Raw genomic sequence first — 22458 nt, forward strand, 5'->3', positions numbered from 1 at the left:
ATGCGTTCCAGGACCAGGAGCTTGTCCGTCTCCAGCTTCTGAATGCGAGTCTCGAAAGCCGAAATCACACTGGGAAGGCTGGCGTCGAGAATGCGGTCGAGCGCCTGCGCGGTCTGCTGCTCGATCCTCGCCAATTCGGCGGCAAGCGCCTTTGCCTGTCCCTTGGACCGGGCGAACTGACGATCCCACAATTCCCTGAACATGCCGTGCACGACGCGAAACAGTTTCTCGCTCGGCGTCGCGGATTGCAGCAGCGTCTCGAACTCACCCTCGATCACATTCCTGCGGATCGACTTGCCATAGCTGGCGCAGCCGCGCTTCGGGCAGAGGTAGTAGGGATGCCGGGCATGGGAGCCGGTGGACCAGCAGGCGGTGAGCGGGGTGCTGCAATCCGCGCAGACAACATAATCGCGCAGCGGAAAGTCCTCGTTCAGGTTCTTCCGCTTCGGAGCGCGGTTGATGCCGCTGAGGCGGTCCTGGATGTGCTGATAGGTCTGGAAGGAAATCAGTGCCTCATGATGTCCGGGGCGCAGCGAGACGCCCCAACTGGGTGCCTCGACATATCCGGCATAGACGGGTTGGGAGAGCAGGTTGCCGACGCGCTGATGCTTCACAATGCCGGTGCGGTCCTTCGGGAACAGCGGATTGTCCTGAAGGAAGCGCATCACATCGGCCTGGGTATCCAGATCGCCAGAGGCATACCGTTCAAGCGCTTCCTGCACGACGGAGGCGGCGGGTTCGTCGCGCATCAGCATCTTTCCGCGCCCGGTGACCAGCTTGTATTCGTAGCCGACCGGAGCTTTGAACACGGCGTAGCCGCCGAGCACGCGGGCGCGCATCCGGCGCAGCGTCTGCTCGGGCGTTCTTCTGGCGGAAATGCTGGGCGAAGGTGGCGTGGATGTTCTCCACCATCATCGAATCTGCGTCGTCCTTGAACTCCATCTTCGGACTGACGAGCCTGCCACCCGCCTCGCGCAGAAGGTCGCGCAGGTCCCAATGACCCCTAACGTCACGCGCAAACCTATCGATGGAATCAATCAGGACCGAATATTCCTCATCGGGATGCTGCTTGAGGAACTTGACCATCTCGGTCATGGCAGGTCGCTTCACCGTCTTGCCGGTGATGTCGTCGTGAAAGGCCCGGTCCACGCGATAATTGTTGTTCCGCGCAAACTCCCGGCAGGTCGTTTCCTGCGAGCGCAGGCCATCGCCGCGCTTGCCGCCTTTGCCGTCGCTCACCCGGCAATAGATGATAGCCGGTCTCGGGGGTTGATGGTTCATGCGTCACCTTCCTTCTTATCGTTCGATTGCGTCTCCGTGGTTGGTTGATCGGATGATACTACCGCAGCGGGAGAGCCTTCGGCGACATCGTTGAATTCCCCGAAAATCTGCCCACAGATATCCGTGCTGAAACCCAACTCGACGAAGGAGCGCAGGATCGAGGCGAGGGTTTCCAGAAGTTCGCGCTTCTGCGCCTCGGTGATATCCAGGCCGTCCAGCTCGGGCAGGTACTTGTCGGTATCCAGCTCCAGCGGCGGGAGACCGGACGGAACGGAATCGGCAGCCTTGCCAAGGTCAGGGCGGCGGTATTCATCGTTCTCTTTCATGCCCAACCTCCTCTTGTTCGTGGCAGAATGAAAAGAGATGAGTATATAGAACAAACAGTGAACATCCAAGGAATATCTTCCTAAAAAATAGATCGAACCCGCCAGCAACCCGCAAGACTTATGGGAATTGCCCCGGCTTCGATCTATCCTTCGGCAAACCTATCCTTGCGCCCGTAAGGGCGTCCAACCACTGAACAAGGAAAGGGCGAGGAAGAGAGCCGGGAGGACGCCGCTGAGTGTCGGCAGGGGCACCGAAAAACCGCCGTTACCAGAACGCGAAGATTTCCGAACACCGGCTGAAGCGCGTGGTGGAGTGTTTCGCCCGCGACATGACAGCGGCGGAGACGGTGAGGGCGACGAAGCTCAGTGCGCCGACCGTCAATCTGATCTTCCACCGGCTGCGGGAGCAGATGCGGGACCATGGGCTGTTCATACCACAATTCGGTGGCGAGCCGCATCCGTTGAAGGAGGTGTTCAACCCGAAGCATCGCGGCGTGCCGGAGCATCTGCACGACCTGCACGCCATTGAACGGATTCACCGCATCCTATGCGCCCAGCACCTGAAGGGGTTCGAGCGCCTGCCCGCGTCGGACCCGAAGAATGTGGAGAAGGCGATCCGGCTGCTGCGCTTCGATGGGACGCAGCCGAAGGGGCGCTATCAGATATGGGAAGCCTTGAGGCAGGCGGAGGGAGACACGGGTGCGCCGGAGACGCGGCCCTTCGATCTGCGCCATATCCGCAAGGACAGCGACATTCTCATCAACGAACTGCACGCCAGTCCGCAGGAGGCGTTCTTTGCGTATCTGTGGGCGCTGTTGCGGCAGTATCCACTTTGAAAAAGGCAACCCGCCTACCGACAGAAATCTCGATTAATGAGATACATATTTCTAAATATCTTAAATTATTGGCGAATAATATAATATCTACTGCATATATCCATTCTTGAGAAAATCAACCAAAATAGAGGCTGCATTTCTACAACTAATTTCTCGCCAAAAATCGTCCGATTTACGGAAACAAAGATCAGATATTCCACGAACAGAAAGTATTCTACAATCTAAACGCTGTTTCTTGGATCGCCTCGCAGCCATAAATAAACCACCGCTCTCCATTTCAACACACGTTACTTGCTCTTCAGCCGCCGCCACTTTGTCACGAAGATCTTTTCGGTTAAGGACGTAATCCCAAGACAATATATTTCCAATAGTAACTCTTGGTTGAGATGATATTGCCGCCCTATAATCAAATTTCTTTATGTCTTCAAGGGCTTCTGGAAGCCTAGAAACGCTAGAAAACCATTTCGACGCTTCCTTGATAAGATGTTGATTTTCAGAATTGCGATTTAAATTGATGTCTCCCCATTCTGAAATTCTTCTCCTAAAAGAATTGACAATATCGACATCCAAATTAAAGCTCTCTATAAGCTTCGATCTCATCTCCCAAGCAACGTCATCGCCAGAGATCTTATCGAATCCCTTCCAAAAAACCCGCTGTCCAACAACAGCAGACCCTAACGGCACTTTTACGGGCGATAGGGACCCCGCTATGCCACAAAAGCAAACTAAACTAGGCTTCATAAATTGAAGGATGGACATTAACTCAATGCCAGACACGGCATTACCTGCCGCATTTAGGCATTTGGTCGAAATTAGCATATTTTTATTCTTTGCTTCGGTCGCAATTTTCCATTGATACAAATCATGCTTGCGATCGCCATCACCGGGCGGAATGAGCACAGCTCCCGCATCAGAAAGCTCTTGATGAAGGATGCGCTTCTCTAGGCCGTCGATAGCGGTAAAAATAACAACATCAGAATGGCTTGGGGCACCATTATCTCTCACTGACATATCAGCCAAATTTATATTTATTCTCTTAGACATATGGCACTGAGAGATTTTTATAGTGGAAGATATTTGATGTTTTCTATATTATTATAATTTATTTTAGATAAATCCGGGCGCTTAAACTCAATACAGAAAATTCTATGAGTGATAGCTGCCGAGTTAAGATTACCTGTGGCGCATAAAGAGTGAAAAAGCTCAATATCGGATGTGTTTTTAAATGATATCTCAAATGCAACACAACCTATAGAGACACTTTCAAGATAAAACTCTAATTCTGCTTCTTCCTGTATCGCATCATGCAGTGATAAATAAAAATATGAAGACAGTTTGCTTGCTGCATTTAAACAGTATATAGTGCATCTATTCAATATCGGCGCGCCGTCGCCAATCAAAGCGCTATCAATTCCTCGAACAGAATCGAAGATTTTCGAGCAAAGCAGAGATTGCGAGTCATTTTCATTCATGGTTGCATATTTTAACAGCTCGCCCTTAAGGGGAAGGCACGTCAAGGCTCCTTATTGCACTCTACACCTTATTGTGTCAAAAATGCAACATAACTAATTGTTGGCAACCCGATACATTATGGTTGCGCTGCATCTAATGCGCCTACAAATGCCCATTTGGGGGACAAGTCCGCAAACACAATGTGCCTGCAAGGCCCCTGATCGCAAGGTGGCAGCGGAAATGCTGATTGCGAGTTGTTCCTGATACGACGAATCGCGAGTTGTTCCTGATACGACGAATCGCGAGTTGTTCCTGATACGACGAATCGCAAGCTGTGCGTGGTCGTACCTCCCACGCCGCTTGCCAGGCGGGAGGCCCGCTGCGCGCCCTCCCGCCTGGACCCCCTCCCAGCCTATGGCTCTCCCCGGCATTGAGCCGCGTTGAGCCATTGCACCGTGTGGCCGGTGCATCACCAGTCAGGGCGCGTTCCTGCTCCCCCGACACCCCCATGACGGGGAAGACTTCGCTCTTCCCTCGACCCATTCGACCATGAGCGTTCCTGCCCCTGGACCCAGACGAGGGGTTTTCGTACCCCTTCGATCCACGACCGCCATTCCATCCGCGGCATCCGGCACGGGCGATTGCGCCTCCCCGTGACCCCATGGCCCAAAGGGCTTGCCCCTTGGAACCCATTCCTTTCAGGGAAGGGACTTAGCGCCATCCTCATCTCTCCATGCGCCATCCTGCCAGACGCCGGGGCGACGCCTGCGGCGGCCTGGTGCATTTCATGCCCTGCGGCAGGTCAACCGCCAGGGTTGACCTTCGCCCCTGCGCCCGGCCGCCGAATGGCATGATCGGGACGAGGAACATGGTCCAGCGTCTCCGGCGGGATCGAACAAGGAACAGCCCGTCAGAGGGTGATCAGCCTAGTTCGAAGGGACCTGTACGGATCGCTTCAGCGCACGGGTTAGCGTCCACGGCGCGACATCGTACTCGGCGGCGATCTTCGCCCGCGTCGCCGCACCGGTTGCGATCCGGTAATGGGCGTCGAACAGCTGCACCGGCGACAGCTTCGGCGGACGCCCCAGCACCTTGCCCTGTTCACGGGCGGCGGCAATGCCCTGCTTGGTCCGCTCGATGAGGGTTTCCCGCTCAAACTGCGCGGTGCCGCTCATGATGGTGTAGATCAGCCGCCCGTGCGGGGTGGTGGTGTCCAGATCGAGATTGGCGATCTGGAAATGGATGCCCCGGTCGCGGAGCGCGTCCAGCTCGTTCAGGGCATCCCTGGCGCTGCGATAGGCCCGGTCCAGCGCCCAGACCACCAGGACATCGCCACGCTCCAGCCGGGCAACGACGCCCTCATAGACCGGCCTTCGCCGCGCCACGGCCGACAGCGTCTCAACATGGAGTTCGTCGGCAAGGTTCCTCAGCCCGGCAATCTGACGGTCGGGGTTCTGCTCGGCGGTGGACACACGGATGTAGGCGATCTTTTTCATGCGTTCTTTCAATGCGTTACGGGTTCTCTCGACCCCACACTATCCTTCCCTTTTGTGCCTGCCCTGTCCGCGATCCCGGTAAGGGCTGAAACCTACTTATCACGTAATATGTTACCTGAAAAACGGCTCTTATTCAAACTTCAACGAATATGAACGTTTATGAGCCGGTCGATTGAAAGAACACATAAGCATACCCCGGCATCGAAAGTGGCGGTTATCATGGGTGGGTGCCTGACGTTCTTCGGCACTCCTGCCATGGCCAGCGATTTCAACGCCGAAAAGGTCATGAAGGAAATGAAGCCGGAGCAGCAATATGCTTATCTCTCTGGAGTCATCGAGGGTCTGGCCATCGCCCGTTACATGAAGGACGGGAAGCAGAAGGACGGCATGGGCTGCATCTATGGCTGGTTCTACGAGGACAAGGCCACGCTGCCCGCCATCCTGGACGCCTTCGACAATACCCCACCTATCCGCCGGGCGCGATCATCGACGTCATGGTGAAGCGAAAGTGCGGTGAATGATGCAGCTTGCCGCCCCGCGCTCATGGAAAGAGGAATTCGCCCAAGCGGCGGGGAGACGTGAGGCGCTTGTCCAGAACGAACTGATGCGCCGCCTCGCCATCGAGGAGCGCCAGCGCCGCGAGGAGAAAATCGAGCAAGAGCGCAAAGAGGACGATATTCGCGAAACCATCGAGCAGGTGTTCGCCCCTCCTGCCGACATCCAGGCATTCCAGCTTGAGCTGGACGACTACGACGCCAAGACCGTTGACGCCCTGATGCAGAACGGGGTGCAACTCGACACCATGCGTTTCCGCATCAATGAAATGCTGGGACGGGCAGAGGTTCTGCCGGACGGTCGCCGCGTGTTCAAGACGATGGATGGAACCCAGGTGTTCGACGAGCATGGTCAGGCGTTATCGCCGAATATCGTCGATCCGAACAGCATCGACGACAAGAAGCCGAAATGGGAGGCTTTCAAGGCCGGGAACGACGATCTCGCTCGTCTGATGAGGGAGCGGGAACAGCTCCTGGGCTATCAGAACAAGCTCGACGAGGCCCGCGAGCGCCTGGACGGCGGAGAGATCACCCAGAAGGAACTCGACGCGCTGAAGGCCGACCTGAAGGACACCATGCCGGACGCCGTGCGTGAGAGGATGGGCCTCGACAAACCGAAGGCCGAGGCCACATTGGAGCGGGATGCGAAAGCCGCCCCGGCGCCTGACGAGATGGACCAGCTTATGCGCAGGACGGGATTGGGGCCGTCACCTATGGGCGGATGAGACCCCTCAGCTAAAAACATCCCATTCCTGTGGTTTCTTGACAATCATTGCAAAAATGGTATATTCTGACTATGAATTGGTCGGTCGAGTTTTTAAATGCGGAAGTGAAGGCTGAGCTGGAGGCGCTGCCGAAGGATATCATCGCCAGCTTCCTGCGCATCTCGCAACTGATCGAAGTGGGCGGCCTCCCGAACGTGCACGAGCCTTATGTGAAACACCTCGAAGGGCCGCTGTGGGAAATGCGGATGAAGGGCAAGGACGGCATTGCCCGCGCCGCCTACGTCACCGCGACCAGCCGCCGCGTCGTCGTGGTGCGGGTGTTCCCGAAAAAGACGCAGAAGACGCCGCGCCGCGAAATCGAACTGGCCCTGAAGAGGGCGAAGGAGGTCCTATGACCAGAACATCCATACCCGTGAGGGACGCCGCAAGGGAGTGGCTGAAAGACCCGGAAATCCGGGCGGAGTATGACGCGCTCGAAGAAGAATTCGCCCTTGCCGCCGCGCTCATCAAGGCCCGGTCGCAGGCCGACATGACGCAGGAAGAGGTCGCCAAGGCCATGGGCACGACGCAGGCCGTCGTCGCCCGGCTGGAGAGTGGGCGCACCATGCCGTCCACCCGGACGCTGGAGCGCTATGCCAAGGCCACCGGGACGAAGCTGCGGGTCAGCTTTGAGCCGGAGCGTAAGGCTGAATCTCCGGCGCATCGATAGGCTGCGAAGGTTCCGTCGTGCAGGAAAATCAATTTCTGTCAATGGTTTGGCTTTTGTGCAAAGCTTCTGCTTTCTGCACCGTGGCGCTTTGCGCGATTGGAAAGCGTCGTCCCACCTTGGTGAAGGGGCGTTTTTGAAGCCTCGATAATGAACGGGTTTCGGGCCTAGTTGAAGCCTCCACCTGCAGCATGTTATGTAAATATTCACTGGCAGGGCTGCGGGAGAAAATTGTGGACACGATCGAACAAATTCAAGAAGAATTAGACGATCTCAAAAATGTCGACGATGCAGAAGAAGACGTGTCTACGACAGGTGAATTATTCTCAATTTCATCTTTCGGGGTAGACTATCCTGTCGAGACGCTCGTTTCACGGATGGAGAAAAAGCTTTTTTACATCCCTCCGTTCCAACGCGCCTTCGTCTGGTCCCAAAATCAATGCTCCCGATTTATAGAATCCCTTCTTCTCGGCCTCCCAGTTCCCGGCATCTTCCTGTTTAAGGAAGCCGACTCCGGCAAGCACCTTGTTATTGATGGTCAGCAACGCCTCAAGTCGCTGCAATATTTCGCCGATGGCATTATAAACGGTAAAGAGTTTGGCTTAACCGGGCTTGAAACGAAGTTTGGCAGCCGGACGTACAAGACATTGGACGAAGCTGACCGCGCTCGTCTCGATGACGCGGTTATCCACGCCACAGTGTTCAAGCAGGACCTGCCCGAAGGTGAGATAAACAGCGTTTATGAAGTCTTTGAGCGGATCAACACTGGTGGAATCAAGCTCTCTCCACAGGAAATTCGGTCGTGCATCTGCCACGGAAACTTCAATGACTACTTGCATAGGCTCAACGATAATGCTGAGTGGCGTACACTGTACGGACCAAAAAGCAAACGCCTGAAGGATGTGGAACTCATCCTGCGATTCATGGCCTTTTACGAAAGGGGTGCTCACTACGAAAGCCCTATGAAGCACTTCCTGAATGATTATATGAAGGAAAAGCGTAACCTATCGGACTCTCAGTTGCAGCCACTGGGTGATATATTCGTTAAAACAGTAGGTTTTGTGACGAAGGCGCTGGGCATCCGAAGCTTCCGCCCTGATCGCTCCCTCAACACCGCAGTATTTGACTCCGTAACTTGCGCGCTGGCCCACCGCCTCGCAGTGAGGGCAGAGCCCCAAAGTTCATCTGCATTGTCAGCATATAACGCACTGTTGCAGAATGAGCGTTTTATCGAAGGCTACATACGATCGACTGCTGACGAGGAGAACGTTAAGAAGCGTATGGAGGAGGCTGAAAAGGCCTTCGCCAATATATGAAGCGGCAAGAGCTTCAGGCCGAATTTGACCGTTTAAAATACCAGATATCCTTCATCAAGGCGGGGGCAGGTAAAGATCGTGATGAGTTGATATCGCTATCTAGCCAGCAAATCTGCGTCTCTATCTGCGGAAGTCTAGAGCAAATGCTTAAGCGTATTTTTATTGAGTACGCTAAGCAACGGTCGAATAGCCGCATTTATCGGCCCATCGAGAAAATTTGTGAAAGCTACCAAAATCCCAAAACCACTAAGATTCTGGAGTTGGTCGGCTTGTTCGATGCGGACTTCGAATCCGAACTGAAGCGTCAATGGAGTGAGGAGCGTGACATCGAGAAGCAACATCTCGACAATATGGTGGACGACCGCATTACGATTGCTCACCGCAAAAAAGTCCACGTGGACGTATCGTCGACTAAGCTCCAGGATTATTTTAACGCATACAGCAGCTTGCTTGACAGGGTCTACTCCCATTTTCTAGGGTCGACGTGAAATGCGCGGCAAAATGCCGGGGCACGTCCTAGAACGGCATATCGTCATCGTCCGCATGATCGAGCGGGATTAGCGAGCGAAGATAGCCGTCCGCAATCTCGTCCATGGTCCTGGGGTGGTTGAACTGCGTCCCGTGCGCGGCGGCATAGGTCGCGATCACCCGGAACTCGGCCATATGCTCTTCGAGCCACTGCATCACCTCGTCAGAAATCTCGATTGTCGGCATGGTCCGCCTTCCTATGGCTGGATGTGTCGGCTGGTTCTGGACAGCCACGCATATTTGTCCGGCTTCTCGCGCGCATCGCGTAGGTAGCCGCTCAGCTCCGGGCGATCCCAAAACTCCGGCATCTCAACGACGAAGAACCCCGAATCCCGCGCATCGAGCAGACCATGTTCCCCGCCGGTCGCCCGTCGGATATCCTCGACCTGGAGCAGCGGGCGGGCCTGTTCGGACAGGCTGTCGCCGGAACCGTTCACCTGGTTCTGGTTGACGTTGAAGCCCCGCACCATGACCGAGGTTTTACCCGACCGGTGCTCGATCTCCCTTAGGGTGTCGCTGTCGGGAAGGCCGCGATAGAGCGTATGGGCCACGGCCTTGCGCCAGATGCGGGCGGTCTCTTTCCCGTAGCGGGTCTCGATCTGCGCATTGGCGTTCTGGAACACGCCGAGGAAGTTGATCCCGCCCTGCCGGTAGAGGGTGAGGATTTCGTGGAAGTTGGAGACATAGAGCTGGCCCCATTCCTCGCCGACGACGAGGGCGCGAAGCGGCCCATGCGCATCGGCGAAGCGCTCGATCACCGCCGCCGCCATCGCGCCGACAAAGGTGCGGCTGGCATCGGAGCGGGCCGAGCCGATGATGAACAGCGCCGTGCGCTCCTGCTTCATGTCGGCGGGATCGAAGGAATTGCGCTGGGTGATTTTGCGGCCTGCCGAACCCGGCTGGAATCCCTGCAAGCGTTCGAGGATGGTGGAGGAATAGGCGTTCCACTGATCCGTCGAGGCGGTGAGGCTGGCGATGATCCGGCACATGCCGGATTCCTCCTCCATGCGTCGGTCGCAGGCCCACATCATGAGGTCATCGGCGATCTCGACCGAGCTGCGCCCGAAGAAGTCCCATAGGCCGCCGACCGTGCAGGGCCATTGTTCGGACGGGTAGAGCGCGGTGATCTTGTTGTAGAGCGCGAAGCTGGTGCGCACGCCCTGGCCGATCCATTTATGCGCGGGGTTCGGATCGACCGGGACGAGATAGCTTGCGGCATCATAGGCGGCTTCCCAGACGATGGAGCGCAGTTCCGGGCGAGCGGCGACTTCCAGCAGTCTCGTGTTGAGGTTGTAACTTTCGGACGGGTAGCCGTAGAGCTGGCCGGGATTGATGAAGCGGACCTTGTAGCCCTGTCGTTCCAGCGTCTTCCACGACGCCCAGGCGAGTTCGGCATCCTTCGGGTCGGTGATGATCTTGCTGAGATGCGCGGTTCGGGGCGAGACGAGGTTCACACCGAGAAAGCGGGTGAATTTGCCCTTGCCCGCCTGCGCGTCGATGGCGACGGGTTCGGTGCCGTCATAGATCACCGGCTCGCACCGGAAGAAGCCCATTTCAATGCCACGTTTTATATGGCGATAGGCCGGAGCGAGCGCGTTCATAACAGCCCGGCCTTTCGCAGCGCGTCCTCATCGTCGAGCTGTGCATGGCCGAGCGAGCCGGACGGGTTGGCGTTGAGCATGGCCTGGAGCTGCGCGGCGGCCATGGCTTCCGCTCGCTGGCGGGCAATCCGCGCCTCGGCGGCGTCTTCCCAGGCAAGGCGCTGCTGGGCATGGGATTCGAACATCCAGAAGAACTGATAGATTTCCATCAGCTTGCCGAGGCTCATGTCCGCTCCTCCTCGTCATCCCAGCTCGCAAAGCGGAAGGGCGTGGGAGAGGCAGTCGGCAGGCTCCGGCGCTTGGGTGGCTCGACGGGCTGCGCCGGAAGGGTGATGGTCGGCGGGGCGGCGGGCGGGTTGTTCCGCGCCTCTTCGGCTTCCAGGATTGCGACGCCGATAGAGCCGAAGACATAGCCGCCGAAGATGAGATAGGGCCACATCGGGCCGGGAATCGGAAACTGGAACAGCACGGCGCAGAAGATGGTGAACACCGGCACCATCACCGCGCCGATCAGACCGCGAATGATGAAGGCGCGGGCGTCTCCGGGTTCGATGACCAGCTTGCCCAGAACCAGCCGTTCGTTCCAGGCGAGGAGGCTCAGGATCGACAGCACTACGGCGAGAAAACTCAGTACGGCGACAACGACGAAGCCGACCACGAAGACGAACAGGCCCATCATCCCGGCGATCATATAAAGGGTGGCGAACTCGTCCTTGGCATTCGAAGACGACATGACGAAACTCCATCAATGAGGGGAATGCCTATCGTTCGAGGCGCAGGCCGAGAGCGGCGCTGCGACCCTGCGTCTGGCGTGGCCCCGGATCGTGGCCACGGGAGAACTTCAGGAAGCGCCCGATCTCGCCGCGCAGCGCGGTCAGCTCTTCGGCCTGCTTCCCGCGCAGCTCTTTCACCTGCGATTGCAAGCCGGGGCGCTCAGTGAGATGGGAATCGATCAGCGATTGCCGCTGCCGGTCATGGCGTTCGGTGGTGTTCTTCGCCTCGGCCTCATTCTGCGAACGCACCTCCTGATATTTGCCGGTGATCCGGTGCCAGAGACCGCGAACGCCTTTCGGAAGTCGGGCAGCACGTTCACGCGTTTCCGCCTGCCATTCGGTCTTCTGGCGCAGAGCCAGCTCGATCCGCGCTTCTCGCTGGACCTTCACCATCTCCGTGCGGCGGCGTTCCAGCGCCTCGGCTTCCTCGCGGAATTTGGCGCGGGAGGTTTCGACATGGCGGCGCAGGGCGGGCGTCATCCGCTCGCCAATCTTCTTTTGCGTCGCCTCGACGCCGGGAAGATCGTCGCCCTCGCCGAGACGGGCGCGAACCTCTTTGGTCTTCACGTCGAGCAGGCGCGGCAAAGCCCGAACTTCGCCGTCATGATCGAGCACCACGAAGCCGCGCCGGTCGCCCTTGGCGAGGAACAGGCCGCGTTCCTCCAGGCTGCGCTCAAAAGACTTGCGGCTGTCGGAGCGCTTCCAGCAATACTGCACCACATGTTTCAGCAGGCGCGGATCGACGCCCTGCCGCTTGGCCTGCTGCCATTCGGCAAGGGTAAAGTTCGTGGGATCGCGCAGGGCGGAACCGAGCATTCCGCGTGGCATGTCCCAGCCGTGTTCGAGATAGAGATCGCGCGAGACCTCCATCAGCCGGTTCTTGAAGAACGGCAGCGTCTTCGCCGTCATGGTCTCCGCGTCGATGCGCGACCAGACGCAATGCGCATGACGGCGGCCTTCCTTCTCATGGAACACGACGGCGCGGGGCTGGCCCTCCAGGCCGAGCCGCTTCTCGATCCGGTCGATGGTGTTCTCGAACACATCCACCGGGACACGCTCGCCCTCCGGCGGGCTGAGGCTCAACGAGAACAGATATTTCTGGCACTTGGTGCCGCGACTGACCGCCTCGACCTCATGAAAGGCACTGGAGAGATCGTCGGCGACGAAGCCGCGCAGCTCATGCAGATCGACATGCTCATTATCGTCGGTACGCATAAGGTGGACGGCCAGATTCTGCCCGCCGCTGCGCTGAGAGCCTTTCAGGATCATGGCGCGGCCTCCGCAGGCTGGAGGCCAAGCGCGGTCATCAGCAGACGCCGCAGGGCGTGGATGTCATCCAGCGCGGAGCGCAGTTCGGCTTCCGTTTCCGGCGTCACCGCCAGCGAGCCGATATTGGCGGCATGGGCGAGCTGGTTCAGGTTCGAGGCGAGCCGCGACTGGCCCAGCAGCGCCAGCACCTTCGCCAGCGCCTCGCGATCCGCAATTGCCAAACCCGTCCGGCGCATCCGCACCGGCAGGGTCGTGCCAAGCGCCTTCGCCTTGATGTAGGAGCCGAGCGGTGCGCCCTTGGCCTCAATCAGAAGCCGGGCCTTCTCGGCTTCGGTCAGCCTCAGGCTGAACGGCGCGGGACGCTTTGCCTTCGGCGGCTTCCTGCGGGTTTCAGGCGAGGAGGAGGAGGGGTTGAAATCGTCGGTCAGGGACATGGTGGCACCTGCAAGTCACGAGACTTGCGGTGCTCAAGAGTGGTGTTCCATTTGGCCAGAACCTCGAACAGTTCGTTCGAAGTCGCGTCGTCAAGGCGCGCCAAATCTGCCATTTTCGCTACGCAGATACCGAAAACACCGCCAATAGCCGCCGGGACCCCGCCCGACCAAGAATCGGAAAATGGCCAGCAGATGAAAGGCGTAGTCCCGGCGGCTATCGGCGCGAAAAAGTTCGAATCGCTTCGGGTGGAATGGCGATGTTGACCCATCGGCGACGTTGGAAAAGCCCCGTTTCGGGCAATCATAGCTGACACCGGGAAAGTCTGCTCGACCTCTAAATCGTCCATCGCCGTCTTGGTCGGGATGATGGTCTTGAGCAGCACGCGTAATGTCCGCATGTCCACTGCCCATCGCCGAGTGCGTAAATCAGGCGCCGATCATGCCTTCTGGCACCACCTTGAAGGTCGCTTAAAAAGGAACGGCTGGTGGCAAGCACGCGAAGTTAATCGTCGAGCACCAGAAACAGTTCACCTCCAGAGCATCAGATAATCATCAGTAGATCATGGTTGCGGCCGTCGAGAGGGATGCGGGCGGATTTGTCGGGCGATGGGACGCATATTCCGTCCAGCACTGAATATGGTTCATCACTACTGCCCTTTCCGATAACCTGAACCTCGATCGTGCAGGCCGCTCTATCGAGCGTCACCGTTGCTGCGAAACCCGGCCATACCGAGGGGATGCAGGGGGCGACGACGAGGAAACCGCCCTCCCGGCGAATGCCGAGAATGCCCTCGACCCCGGCCCGGTGCATCCAGCCGGCCGAACCTGTGTACCAGGTCCAGCCGCCACGTCCGACATGGGGCGCAACGGAATAGATATCGGCCGCGACGACATAGGGCTCGACCTTGTAGCGTTCGGCTTCCTCCGGCGTGCGGGCATGGTTGATCGGGTTGAGCAGGACGAAGAGATCATGCGCCCTGTCGCCCGCGCCCAGCTTGGCGAAGGCGAGGACCGCCCACATGGCGGCGTGGCTGTATTGACCGCCATTCTCGCGCAGGCCCGGCGGGTAGCCCTTGATGTAGCCGGGGTCGAGCGGTGTGGTGTCGAAGGGCGGGGTGAACAGCAGGGCCAGCCCCTCGTCGCGGCGGATCAGATGCCGTTCGAGCGACGCCATGGCGGTGGCGGCGCGCAGGGCATCGGCGGCGCCCGACAGCACCGCCCAGGACTGCGCGATGGAATCGATGCGGCACTCGCCGCTGTCCTTGGAACCGAGCCAGGTTCCGTCGTCGAAGGTCGCCCGACGATACCACTCGCCATCCCAGGCCGAGCGCTCCAGTGCCCGCCGCACCGAGGCGGCATGCGCACGCCAGCGCCGGGCGCGTTCGGGATCGCGCGCTTCCGCCAGCGGTGCGAAGATGTCGATGGTGCGGATCAGCAGCCAGCCAAGCCAGACGCTCTCGCCCTTGCCGCCCTCGCCGACGCGATTCATGCCGTCGTTCCAGTCGCCGGTGCCCATCAGCGGCAGGCCATGCGCGCCGGTGAGCGAAAGTGCGTGCTCAAGGCCACGGGCGCAGTGCTCGAACAGCGAGGCTGTCTCGTCCGACGGCATCGGCTGGAAGAAATGCTCGTGTTCCTCCGGCCGCAATGGCGGCCCGTCGAGATACGGCACCATCTCGTCGAGGATCGCGGCGTCGCCGGAGCTTTCGATATAGGTTGCGGCGGCGAAGGCGAGCCACACATGATCGTCGGAGATGCGGGTGCGCACGCCCTGGCCCGATTGCGGCAGCCACCAATGCTGGACGTCGCCCTCGACGAATTGCCGCCCGGCGGCCCGCAGGAGATGGCCGCGCGTCTCCATCGGCAGTGCCAAAGTCAGCGCCATGCCGTCCTGCAACTGGTCGCGGAAGCCATAGGCGCCGCTCGCCTGGTAGAAGGCGGAGCGCGCGGTGATGCGACAGGCCAACGTCTGGTAGAGCAGCCAGCCATTCAACATGATGTCCATTGCCCGGTCCGGCGTCCTCACCTGGACGGTGCCGAGCACCGCGGTCCAGTGGTCGTTCACCGAGGCGAGGACGGCATCGAGGTCGGCCTGGCGATAGCGCTCGATCAGCGCCCGCACCTCCTCCACCGACCCGCATTGACCGATGAACGAGACGACCTCGACGGTCTCGCCGATGCCGAGCTCCACCACCGTCTGCAGGGCTGCGCACGGATCGAGGCCGGCGCCGGTCGCGCCGGACAGCGGCGCCGTGCTTGCAAGGCCGAGCGGTGACGCGGGTCCGCCATCGCGGCCGAGGAATTCGGTGCGATCCGCGGTCCACGCGTTCTGCCGTCCGGCGAGATCGGCGAAGGCGATGCGGGAGCCGAAGGTGGCGCTCCAGTGGTTGCGCGCCAGCATAACGCCGCTCTGCGTGTCGATCTCCGTGGTGACGAACGGGGCAGAGGCGCCGCGCGACGTGCCGAGCACCCACTCCATATAGGCGGTGACGGAGAGCCGCCGCGGCCGGCCGGACAGGTTGGTGAGTTTCAAGCGGGAAATCTTGATGGAATCGGCGGGCGGCACGAAATGCAGCAGGTCGAGCGCGATGCCGTTCGCCTCGTGCTCGAAGCGGCTGTAGCCGAAGCCATGCCGCGCGACATAGATGCCGTCGTCGCGGATCGGCCGTGCCGTCGGGCTCCACAGATCGCCGGTCACCTCGTCCCGCACATAGATCGCCTCGCCGACCGGATCGGCGACGGCGTCGTTGGACCATTGGGTGATCTGGTTCTCGCGACTATTGGCCGACCAACTGTAGCCGCCGCCCTCGGCCGAAATCTGGAAGCCGAAGCCGGCATTGGCGACCACGTTGATCCAGGGTGCGGGCGTTGTTCGGTCTTGCCCGAGGACGGTCACATACTCCCGCCCGTCCTTGTCGAACCCGCCGAGGCCGTTGAAGAATTCGAGGGCGGGTGGCTCGGGCGACGGCACGGGACCGTGCATCGAGGTCAAGTTGTGGTCACGGCGTCGGACAGCCGGAAGATTCGGCGCCCGGTGCACGCGAGCGAGCTGGTCGACGATGGCGCCGCGCCGCGCCGGCAACACCACGCGGGCAACCGACTGCACGAGCGCGCGCGACTCCACGCTCATGAGGTCGGCACGCAGCACATAGACCGCCCCCTGCGCCGGCTCTTCCCCGAGCAGCGGGCGCGATGCGTTGGTCCGCACCGCTGTCTCGATGGCGATCTGCAGATCCTGCACATAGGAGGAGGAACGCTCATTGATGATGACGAGATCGACGGCGAGGCGCTTCATCCGCCAATATTCATGGGCGCGCAGCAATTGGCGCACCTGGGCGATGTCCTCGATATCGTCGATCCGCAGCAGCACGATCGGCAGGTCGCCGGAGATGGAATGCTGCCAGAGGCCCGATTGCGGCCCGGCTCCGCGAAGGATCGTCTCGGAGGGCGACCTGAAACGTCCATCGGCATAGAGCAGGGGGGCGGCGAGCCGCTGGAAGTCGGCAGCTTCCTCCACATTCACGTCGAGGTGCCGAAGCTGAACCTGGGCCTGTGTCCATGCCAGGGTCTTGGCGCGGTCGAACGCACTGCGATCGTGATGCGTGTCGATGAGGTCAAGGAGTTCCGCCCGCGACGAGGCCACCACGGTCCAGAAGGCGACGCGTGCGACCTTGCCCGGTGCGATGCGCACGCTCTGGCGCAGCGAGAAGACCGGGTCCAGCACCGTGCCCACGGTGTTCGACAACCGGCCGCCCGACATGGCCGCGGCCGTGCCGACGCTGCACCCGCGGCCGATGAAGCGGGCGCGGTCAGTCTCGTATTGAGGGGCGGCCGCAACATCGCCTTCCACGACCGCGAAATGCGCTGCCCATATCTGCGGCTCGCCCGGCGTCCGCAGCCGTCGCGTGGCGAGGAGGGCGCCGAATTCCGGCAGATGCTCGGTCTCGACGAACATCTTGGCAAAGGCCGGGTGGGCATTGTCGGTGGCCGGCGTGGTCAGGACGAGCTCGGCATAGGATGTCAGCTCGATCTTCCGGGTCTGCCGCCCGCTATTGGTCAGTGAAACCCGTCGGACCTCGCCATTGTGCTCGCCGGAAACGATGACATCCATCGTCGTGGTCAGGCCGATATCGTGGCGGATGAACTCGGCGTGGTCCTCGCCGAACACGACGTCGCTTTCGCTGGCGCCGTCCGCCATCGGCTGGGTGGTGGCGGACCAGACGTTGCCCCTCCTGATGTCGCGAAGGAAGATGAACGAGCCCCAGTCGTCGCGGGTGGCGTCCTCGCGCCAGCGTGTCACCGCGACGTCGCGCCAGCGGCTGTAGCCGCCGCCGGATGCCGTCATCATGACGGCGTAGCTGCCATTGGAGAGCAGATGCGTGATCGGCGCACCGGCCGTGGGGGCGATCAGGCGGCGCACCGTTGCTCCTTCGCTGCGGGCGTCGACGGCAGCGGCCCGGACCTCCTCGGCGCGCGGACGGGCCACGACGACGTCGCGGGGCGAGCGCTCCTGCAGCAGCAGCTCGCTTGCCCGGATCATCGGCTCGCGATGGAAACGGGCACGCATCTCGCCACCCAGCAGCGTGTTGGCGATGGCGACGATGGTCATGCCCTGGTGATGGGCCATGAAGCTGCGGACGATGGCGACGTTTTCGTCTTCCGGAAGCCGGGAACGGGTGAAGTCGAGCGCCTCATAGAAGCCGTAGCGGCCCTGCGCCCCCAACTCGGCGAGGCGGGCATAATTCTGCCGCGCGCGCTCGGGATCCGCCATGCTGGCGAGGCCGGTCGCATAGGGCGCGACCACCACGTTCTCCGAGAGTCCGCGCTTGAGGCCGAGGCCCGGCACGCCGAAATTGGCGTACTGGTAGGTGAATTCGATGTCGCGCGCATTATAGGCGGACTCCGACATGCCCCACGGAACACCCAGCGACCGGGCATAGGATTGCTGCCGCTCGACCACCAGGCGGTTGGTCTGTTCGAGCACGCTGCCGGCCGGTGCACGCATCACCAGCGAGGGCATGAGATATTCGAACATCGATCCCGACCAGGAGATCAATGCCGAGCCGTTGCCGAGCGGCGTTGCGAGCCGCCCGAGCCGGAACCAGTGGCGGGTCGGTGCATCCCCCTTGGCGATGGCGAACAAGCTGGCGAGCCGCGCTTCGGACGCCAGCAAGTCGTAGCAGCTTGGGTCGAGGCCATCGTCTGCCAGAGAATAGCCGATGGAGAGCAGCTTCCGCTCGGGATCGAGCAGGAAAGCAAAGTCCATCTCCATCGCCATGGTCCGGGCCGTGTCCGCAAGCGCGGCCAGCCGCGCCCTCGTGGCGGCCGGCGCCGCCGGGGACTGGAGGCGGTCACGCTGGTGTTCGCTCACCGCCCTGCCGATCGCCTCGATCCAGTAGGCGATGTCCGTGGTGCCATCCCCACCTGTCGCCGGGACGATCTCCTGCGCAATCCTGTGGGCCCTGTCGGCGAGCCGCTTCAGAACGGGTGCCGTCGCTTCCAAGGTCTGTACGCCGTTCAACTGCGCGTCGATCTCGTCCAGGCACGCAGCCAGCGCCTGTCCCCGCGGACTGCCCGCCGTGGGCAGGGCCGCCATCGCCTCGCGCGCCAGTGCCAGCGCGTCGGCTATGCCCGTGTGTGCGTTCACGCCGACAGGGGCATCCGTCCATTCCTCGCAGGCATTGGCCAGCGTGATGAGATGGCCGGCGAGATTGCCGCTGTCGACGGAGGAGACATAGGCCGGCGGCAACGCGGCGAGGTCTTGCGTTCCGTACCAGTTGAAGAAGTGCCCGCGATAGCGGGGCAGCTGCCTCAAGCTGGCGAACGTCGCCTCCAGCCGCTCGATGGTCTCGAGCGTGCCGGTCCAGCCGAAGTCGCGGGCGGCGACCGCCGAGAGCAAATAGAGGCCGATATTGGTCGGCGAGGTTCGATGGGCGACGACCGGTTTCGGCTCCTCCTGGAAATTGTCCGGCGGCAGCATGTTCTCGGCCGGCGTGACGAAGACCTCGAAATAGCGCCATGTGCGCCGGGCGATCAGCCGCAGGGCGCGAGCGTCGGCATCCGCAAGATTGAGGCGCTGCGACACCTTGGGCGAACGGCTCGCCCATTGCGCCATGAGGGGCGCGCCGAGCCAGAGCAGGGCAAATGGCAGGACGAGCGGCCAGGACGACGGCGTCAGGACAAGCGCGCCTGCGGTCATCACAAGGGCCAGCAAGGTTCCGCTGGCCATCTGCCGATAAAAGCCGAGGACATCCAGCCGTGGGATTGCGGAGGACTTCGCGGCGGTCGTCCATTCCAGCAGATGGCATCGCGTCACGAGCAGACGCACCAGCGTGCGTATCACGGCGTCGCCCGCCCGCCACGCGTGATCGGCGAGAAAGACGAGCGACAGCAACGTCTGGGCGGCGGCGAGCCGCAATTCGGCTACCAGTCCAGCGAGGTGACTGCGCATCCGTATGTCGGGGTGGCGAGGAAACACCGAGGACGCGATCGGCAGGACGGCGGGAACCATGATCGTCATGATCATCAGCAAGGTGCCGACGAGCGCCGCCGGCATGGGCAACAGCCAGCACAGGCCCAGCCCCAGCAGGCTCAGCGGGGCCAGCGTGGAGCGGCGCAGATTGTCGAACATCTTCCAGCGGCCGACCGGCGTCAGTGCGCGCCGTCCCACTCCCGCGCCGCAAATCCATGGGAGCAGCTGCCAGTCGCCGCGCATCCAGCGATGCTGCCGCTTGGCGACGACGTCGTAGCGCGAGGGGAACTCCTCCACGACCTCGACGTCCGAGGCGAGGCCGGCGCGGGCGAACACGCCTTCGAAAAGGTCGTGGCTGAGCAGCGTGTTCTCCGGGATACGGCCGGCGAGAGACGCCTCGAAGGCATCGATGTCATAGATGCCCTTGCCGGTATAGGAGCCTTCGCCGAACAGGTCCTGATAGACGTCGGAGACCGCCGCGGCATAAGGGTCCATGCCGCCGCCGCCGGAAATGACCCGCTGATAGAACGAGCCCTCGCGGCCGATGGGAAGCGAGGGAGTGACGCGCGGCTGGAGAATGCCGTAGCCGCCGACCACCCGCTGCTCGACCGCCTCGAATTTCGGCCGGTTCAGCGGATGCGCCATCTTGCCGACCAGCCGGAGCGCGGCGTCGCGCGGCAGACGCGTATCGGCATCGAGCGTGATGACGTAGCGCACATCCGCCGGGACATGCGGGGCTCCACCACCGACAGACAGGAAGGAGGTGTCGTCCGCGCCGCGGAGCAGGCGGTTGAGTTCATGCAGCTTGCCGCGCTTGCGTTCCCATCCCATCCATTTGCCTTCTCCCGGGTTGAACCGGCGACGGCGGTGCAGCAGGAGAAAGCGTTCGCCTGCGGGCCCCGGACCGTATCGCTGGTTCAACCGCTCGATGCCTTGTGCGGCACGTTCCAGCAGCGGGGCATCGCTTGCCAGAACCTCACAATCGGCGTCGATACCATCCGACAGCAGGGCGAAGGTGAGATCGCCGCCGGCCCCGGAGAGGAAGTGAACCTCGAGCCTGTCGATCTGCTCTTGCAGGTCGGCTTCGCTGGTGAGCAGCATCGGCACGGCGACGAGGGTGCGCAGTGAGCTTGGAACGCCGTCCGCGAGCTCGAGACCGGGCAAGATGGCGGCGCCGAACATCCATGCTACGCCCCGGTTCACCAGGGCGGTCGCCACCTCGCTTGCCGGGACGAAGCCGACGAGGGCGAAGGCGGCCAGCCATCCCCCGGAGAGACCGGCCGCGGAGAGCGCCCAAAGCGCCAGCGCGATAAGACAGAGCATGATGGCGAGGATGGCGCTGACATATCCGCCAATGCCGAGGCGAACGCTGGCGCGGCTGAGGCGCAGCCGAGGTGGCGGGCGGAAGTGAATGATCTGTTCGAACGCGCGACGCCCTTCGGCGATGAGATGGTAGCCGGGATCCTCTATGGGGTCGGCGTCCGCATGCTTCGGTGCCGGAGACGCCGCCATCGCCGCGGCCTCCAATGCGCGCCCGGCGATGTCAAACTCCGACAGTTCGGAGCCGCGGGCGAGTTGCTCGATCGCGCTTCGGTAGAGATTGCGTGTAGGGAAATCCATCAAGGCGAAGGCACTGCCGGCCCGCAGCCGGTCGTCGACCAAGCTGACGCTCTCGAAGAGGTCGGCCCAATCGATGTCGGAGATCAGCCGCATGCTGGTGATGACGTTTCGCACGCTGACATTAGAAGCGCCGAGCCGCTGCTGAGCATGCTGGACCACTCCGTCGACCGAGGCGCCTTGGGCTTCCAGCCGTGCCTCCAGCCACCCCAGTGCCGGCGTCGTCCGCGGGTCCTGGTCCCTGAGACGCTTGACCAGCTGAGCGGCGAAGACCTCATCCAGCGGCCCCGGCGCGCGGGTCAGGATATCCGCTTCGAGCGCGGAACGAGCTTCGCCCGAGGCGAAAAGCCGGTCGGCCAGCAGGTCGGCCTCCCGGCGCGACCGGCGCCCTGCGGTGATCTGATCGGCGAGCCGGCGTAGGTTCTCGATGAGCACGATGCGCAGCGTGATCGCCACCGCCCACAGCTCGCCGATCGTCAATGGCTGGACCTGCTGATAGGCAGCGATGAAGCGGCGCAGCACCTCGGGATCGAAATGGCTGTCAGTGTGGGCGACATAGGCCCAGGCAAGGCCCAGCACCCGCGGGTAACCGGCGAACGGCCCTTCGGCGAGCTTCGGCAATTGCCGGTAATAGCCGGGCGGCAGGTCGTCACGGATCTCGCGGATCTGCTCTTCGACAAGATGATAATTGTCGAGCAGCCATTCGGCGGCGGGCACCACGGTCCGCCCTGCTTCTGCATCGGCGGCCGTCGCACGATAGGCGACGAGCAGGACGCCGGCATTGCTTTTCAGGCGGGCATGCAGGGAAGGGACGGGTGGCGGCCGCGATGTGGTCGGTTGAGCCGCAGCCAAGCTTCGGGCGTGCTGCTCCACCCGCTCGGCACCGAACAGTTCCTCGCGGATGGGCGAGGTATCGTTCCAGACGGAGCCCCGCCATGCGCGGCTCCGCGATAGTGAGAAATGCGATTCATAGCGACGACGAAGATCAGCGATCGGATTCATAGATGCCTACCGGTCCGGAATAGCGCGAGAGGCATGGCGCAGACAGCGATCGAGGTGCCAGATGCAGGTCCGG

20 protein-coding genes and 1 pseudogene are annotated in these 22458 nt (G+C 61.3%); 7 read left to right on the top strand and 14 right to left on the bottom strand.

Annotation, left to right across the window (positions count from 1 at the left end; all coding sequences use genetic code 11):
• Positions 1-524: 524 nt before the first annotated feature.
• From AC1RU4_RS12550 to AC1RU4_RS12560, 3 genes and pseudogenes are all read right to left on the bottom strand, one after another.
• Positions 525-755, bottom strand: a pseudogene (locus AC1RU4_RS12550) (recombinase family protein); the annotation flags it as partial.
• Positions 706-1281, bottom strand: a complete 576-nt coding sequence (locus AC1RU4_RS12555) for a recombinase family protein (protein WP_492891431.1) — start codon at positions 1279-1281, stop codon at positions 706-708. The pseudogene AC1RU4_RS12550 and the gene AC1RU4_RS12555, both read right to left, overlap by 50 nt.
• Complete coding sequence (locus tag AC1RU4_RS12560) at positions 1278-1607, bottom strand: hypothetical protein (protein WP_492891432.1); 330 nt, start codon at positions 1605-1607, stop codon at positions 1278-1280. Before AC1RU4_RS12560 ends, AC1RU4_RS12555 begins: the two co-directional genes overlap by 4 nt.
• 236 nt (positions 1608-1843) lie before the next feature.
• Between AC1RU4_RS12560 and AC1RU4_RS12565 the strand changes: the two genes are divergently transcribed.
• Complete coding sequence (locus AC1RU4_RS12565; RefSeq protein ID WP_492891433.1) at positions 1844-2443, top strand: hypothetical protein; 600 nt, start codon at positions 1844-1846, stop codon at positions 2441-2443.
• A gap of 87 nt (positions 2444-2530) precedes the next feature.
• Here the strand turns inward: AC1RU4_RS12565 and AC1RU4_RS12570 are convergent, their stop codons facing one another.
• The 3 genes from AC1RU4_RS12570 to AC1RU4_RS12580 all read right to left on the bottom strand — a co-directional run bounded on the left by AC1RU4_RS12570 (position 2531) and on the right by AC1RU4_RS12580 (position 5391).
• Positions 2531-3454, bottom strand: a complete 924-nt coding sequence (locus AC1RU4_RS12570) for a 5'-methylthioadenosine/S-adenosylhomocysteine nucleosidase family protein (RefSeq protein WP_492891603.1) — start codon at positions 3452-3454, stop codon at positions 2531-2533.
• A gap of 50 nt (positions 3455-3504) precedes the next feature.
• Positions 3505-3915, bottom strand: coding sequence for a hypothetical protein (locus AC1RU4_RS12575; protein WP_492891434.1), 411 nt, complete (start codon positions 3913-3915; stop codon positions 3505-3507).
• Between the two features lie 906 nt (positions 3916-4821).
• Entirely contained in the window at positions 4822-5391 is a 570-nt protein-coding gene (locus AC1RU4_RS12580) for a recombinase family protein (RefSeq protein ID WP_492891435.1), read from the bottom strand.
• A 159-nt stretch (positions 5392-5550) separates the two neighbouring features.
• Here AC1RU4_RS12580 and AC1RU4_RS12585 point away from each other — a divergent pair, with 159 nt between their 5' ends.
• From AC1RU4_RS12585 to AC1RU4_RS12610, 6 genes are all read left to right on the top strand, one after another.
• On the top strand, positions 5551-5892 hold the full coding sequence (locus tag AC1RU4_RS12585) for a hypothetical protein (protein WP_492891436.1): 342 nt from the start codon (positions 5551-5553) through the stop codon (positions 5890-5892).
• Between the two features lie 16 nt (positions 5893-5908).
• Entirely contained in the window at positions 5909-6670 is a 762-nt protein-coding gene (locus AC1RU4_RS12590; RefSeq protein WP_492891437.1) for a hypothetical protein, read from the top strand.
• Between the two features lie 71 nt (positions 6671-6741).
• Complete coding sequence (locus tag AC1RU4_RS12595) at positions 6742-7065, top strand: type II toxin-antitoxin system RelE/ParE family toxin (protein ID WP_492891438.1); 324 nt, start codon at positions 6742-6744, stop codon at positions 7063-7065.
• Entirely contained in the window at positions 7062-7379 is a 318-nt protein-coding gene (locus AC1RU4_RS12600; protein ID WP_492891439.1) for a helix-turn-helix domain-containing protein, read from the top strand. The genes AC1RU4_RS12595 and AC1RU4_RS12600 overlap by 4 nt, the downstream gene beginning before the upstream one ends.
• A gap of 230 nt (positions 7380-7609) precedes the next feature.
• Positions 7610-8692 (top strand): GmrSD restriction endonuclease domain-containing protein, encoded by a 1083-nt coding sequence (locus AC1RU4_RS12605; protein WP_492891440.1) that lies wholly within the window; start codon positions 7610-7612, stop codon positions 8690-8692.
• Positions 8689-9180, top strand: a complete 492-nt coding sequence (locus AC1RU4_RS12610; protein ID WP_492891441.1) for a HEPN domain-containing protein — start codon at positions 8689-8691, stop codon at positions 9178-9180. The genes AC1RU4_RS12605 and AC1RU4_RS12610 overlap by 4 nt, the downstream gene beginning before the upstream one ends.
• Before the next feature lie 28 nt (positions 9181-9208).
• On the opposite strand, the gene AC1RU4_RS12615 is transcribed toward AC1RU4_RS12610, so the two are convergent.
• The 8 genes from AC1RU4_RS12615 to AC1RU4_RS12650 all read right to left on the bottom strand — a co-directional run bounded on the left by AC1RU4_RS12615 (position 9209) and on the right by AC1RU4_RS12650 (position 22385).
• A complete protein-coding gene (locus AC1RU4_RS12615; protein ID WP_492891442.1) occupies positions 9209-9406 on the bottom strand; it encodes a hypothetical protein in 198 nt (65 codons plus the stop codon).
• Between the two features lie 11 nt (positions 9407-9417).
• Positions 9418-10821: a type IV secretory system conjugative DNA transfer family protein gene (locus AC1RU4_RS12620; RefSeq protein WP_492891443.1), complete on the bottom strand. Its 1404-nt coding sequence runs from the start codon at positions 10819-10821 to the stop codon at positions 9418-9420.
• The gene (locus tag AC1RU4_RS12625) at positions 10818-11048 is read right to left on the bottom strand and encodes a hypothetical protein (protein WP_492891444.1); all 231 of its coding nucleotides are present in this window, start codon (positions 11046-11048) and stop codon (positions 10818-10820) included. The genes AC1RU4_RS12620 and AC1RU4_RS12625 overlap by 4 nt, the downstream gene beginning before the upstream one ends.
• Positions 11045-11554, bottom strand: coding sequence for a hypothetical protein (locus AC1RU4_RS12630; protein WP_492891445.1), 510 nt, complete (start codon positions 11552-11554; stop codon positions 11045-11047). The genes AC1RU4_RS12625 and AC1RU4_RS12630 overlap by 4 nt, the downstream gene beginning before the upstream one ends.
• Positions 11555-11582: 28 nt before the next feature.
• Positions 11583-12863: a relaxase/mobilization nuclease domain-containing protein gene (locus AC1RU4_RS12635; RefSeq protein ID WP_492891446.1), complete on the bottom strand. Its 1281-nt coding sequence runs from the start codon at positions 12861-12863 to the stop codon at positions 11583-11585.
• Positions 12860-13297: a plasmid mobilization relaxosome protein MobC gene (gene mobC / locus AC1RU4_RS12640; RefSeq protein ID WP_492891447.1), complete on the bottom strand. Its 438-nt coding sequence runs from the start codon at positions 13295-13297 to the stop codon at positions 12860-12862. The genes AC1RU4_RS12635 and mobC overlap by 4 nt, the downstream gene beginning before the upstream one ends.
• Entirely contained in the window at positions 13288-13680 is a 393-nt protein-coding gene (locus tag AC1RU4_RS12645) for a hypothetical protein (protein ID WP_492891448.1), read from the bottom strand. The genes mobC and AC1RU4_RS12645 overlap by 10 nt, the downstream gene beginning before the upstream one ends.
• Positions 13681-13838: 158 nt before the next feature.
• On the bottom strand, positions 13839-22385 hold the full coding sequence (locus AC1RU4_RS12650; protein WP_492891449.1) for a GH36-type glycosyl hydrolase domain-containing protein: 8547 nt from the start codon (positions 22383-22385) through the stop codon (positions 13839-13841).
• Positions 22386-22458 lie beyond the last annotated feature (73 nt).

This window comes from Ancylobacter sp. GW821-FHT10E12, from assembly GCF_058809335.1.

Coding starts and splice junctions, on each gene's coding strand:
- AC1RU4_RS12560 (WP_492891432.1), bottom strand. CDS start 1,607: ATGAAAGAGAACGATGAATACCGCCGCCCTGACCTTGGCAAGGCTGCC.
- AC1RU4_RS12575 (WP_492891434.1), bottom strand. CDS start 3,915: ATGAATGAAAATGACTCGCAATCTCTGCTTTGCTCGAAAATCTTCGAT.
- AC1RU4_RS12600 (WP_492891439.1), top strand. CDS start 7,062: ATGACCAGAACATCCATACCCGTGAGGGACGCCGCAAGGGAGTGGCTG.
- AC1RU4_RS12635 (WP_492891446.1), bottom strand. CDS start 12,863: ATGATCCTGAAAGGCTCTCAGCGCAGCGGCGGGCAGAATCTGGCCGTC.
- AC1RU4_RS12620 (WP_492891443.1), bottom strand. CDS start 10,821: ATGAACGCGCTCGCTCCGGCCTATCGCCATATAAAACGTGGCATTGAA.
- AC1RU4_RS12590 (WP_492891437.1), top strand. CDS start 5,909: ATGATGCAGCTTGCCGCCCCGCGCTCATGGAAAGAGGAATTCGCCCAA.
- AC1RU4_RS12630 (WP_492891445.1), bottom strand. CDS start 11,554: ATGTCGTCTTCGAATGCCAAGGACGAGTTCGCCACCCTTTATATGATC.
- AC1RU4_RS12650 (WP_492891449.1), bottom strand. CDS start 22,385: ATGAATCCGATCGCTGATCTTCGTCGTCGCTATGAATCGCATTTCTCA.
- AC1RU4_RS12625 (WP_492891444.1), bottom strand. CDS start 11,048: ATGAGCCTCGGCAAGCTGATGGAAATCTATCAGTTCTTCTGGATGTTC.
- AC1RU4_RS12615 (WP_492891442.1), bottom strand. CDS start 9,406: ATGCCGACAATCGAGATTTCTGACGAGGTGATGCAGTGGCTCGAAGAG.
- AC1RU4_RS12610 (WP_492891441.1), top strand. CDS start 8,689: ATGAAGCGGCAAGAGCTTCAGGCCGAATTTGACCGTTTAAAATACCAG.
- AC1RU4_RS12585 (WP_492891436.1), top strand. CDS start 5,551: ATGAGCCGGTCGATTGAAAGAACACATAAGCATACCCCGGCATCGAAA.
- AC1RU4_RS12570 (WP_492891603.1), bottom strand. CDS start 3,454: ATGTCAGTGAGAGATAATGGTGCCCCAAGCCATTCTGATGTTGTTATT.
- AC1RU4_RS12555 (WP_492891431.1), bottom strand. CDS start 1,281: ATGAACCATCAACCCCCGAGACCGGCTATCATCTATTGCCGGGTGAGC.
- AC1RU4_RS12595 (WP_492891438.1), top strand. CDS start 6,742: ATGAATTGGTCGGTCGAGTTTTTAAATGCGGAAGTGAAGGCTGAGCTG.
- AC1RU4_RS12580 (WP_492891435.1), bottom strand. CDS start 5,391: ATGAAAAAGATCGCCTACATCCGTGTGTCCACCGCCGAGCAGAACCCC.
- mobC (WP_492891447.1), bottom strand. CDS start 13,297: ATGTCCCTGACCGACGATTTCAACCCCTCCTCCTCCTCGCCTGAAACC.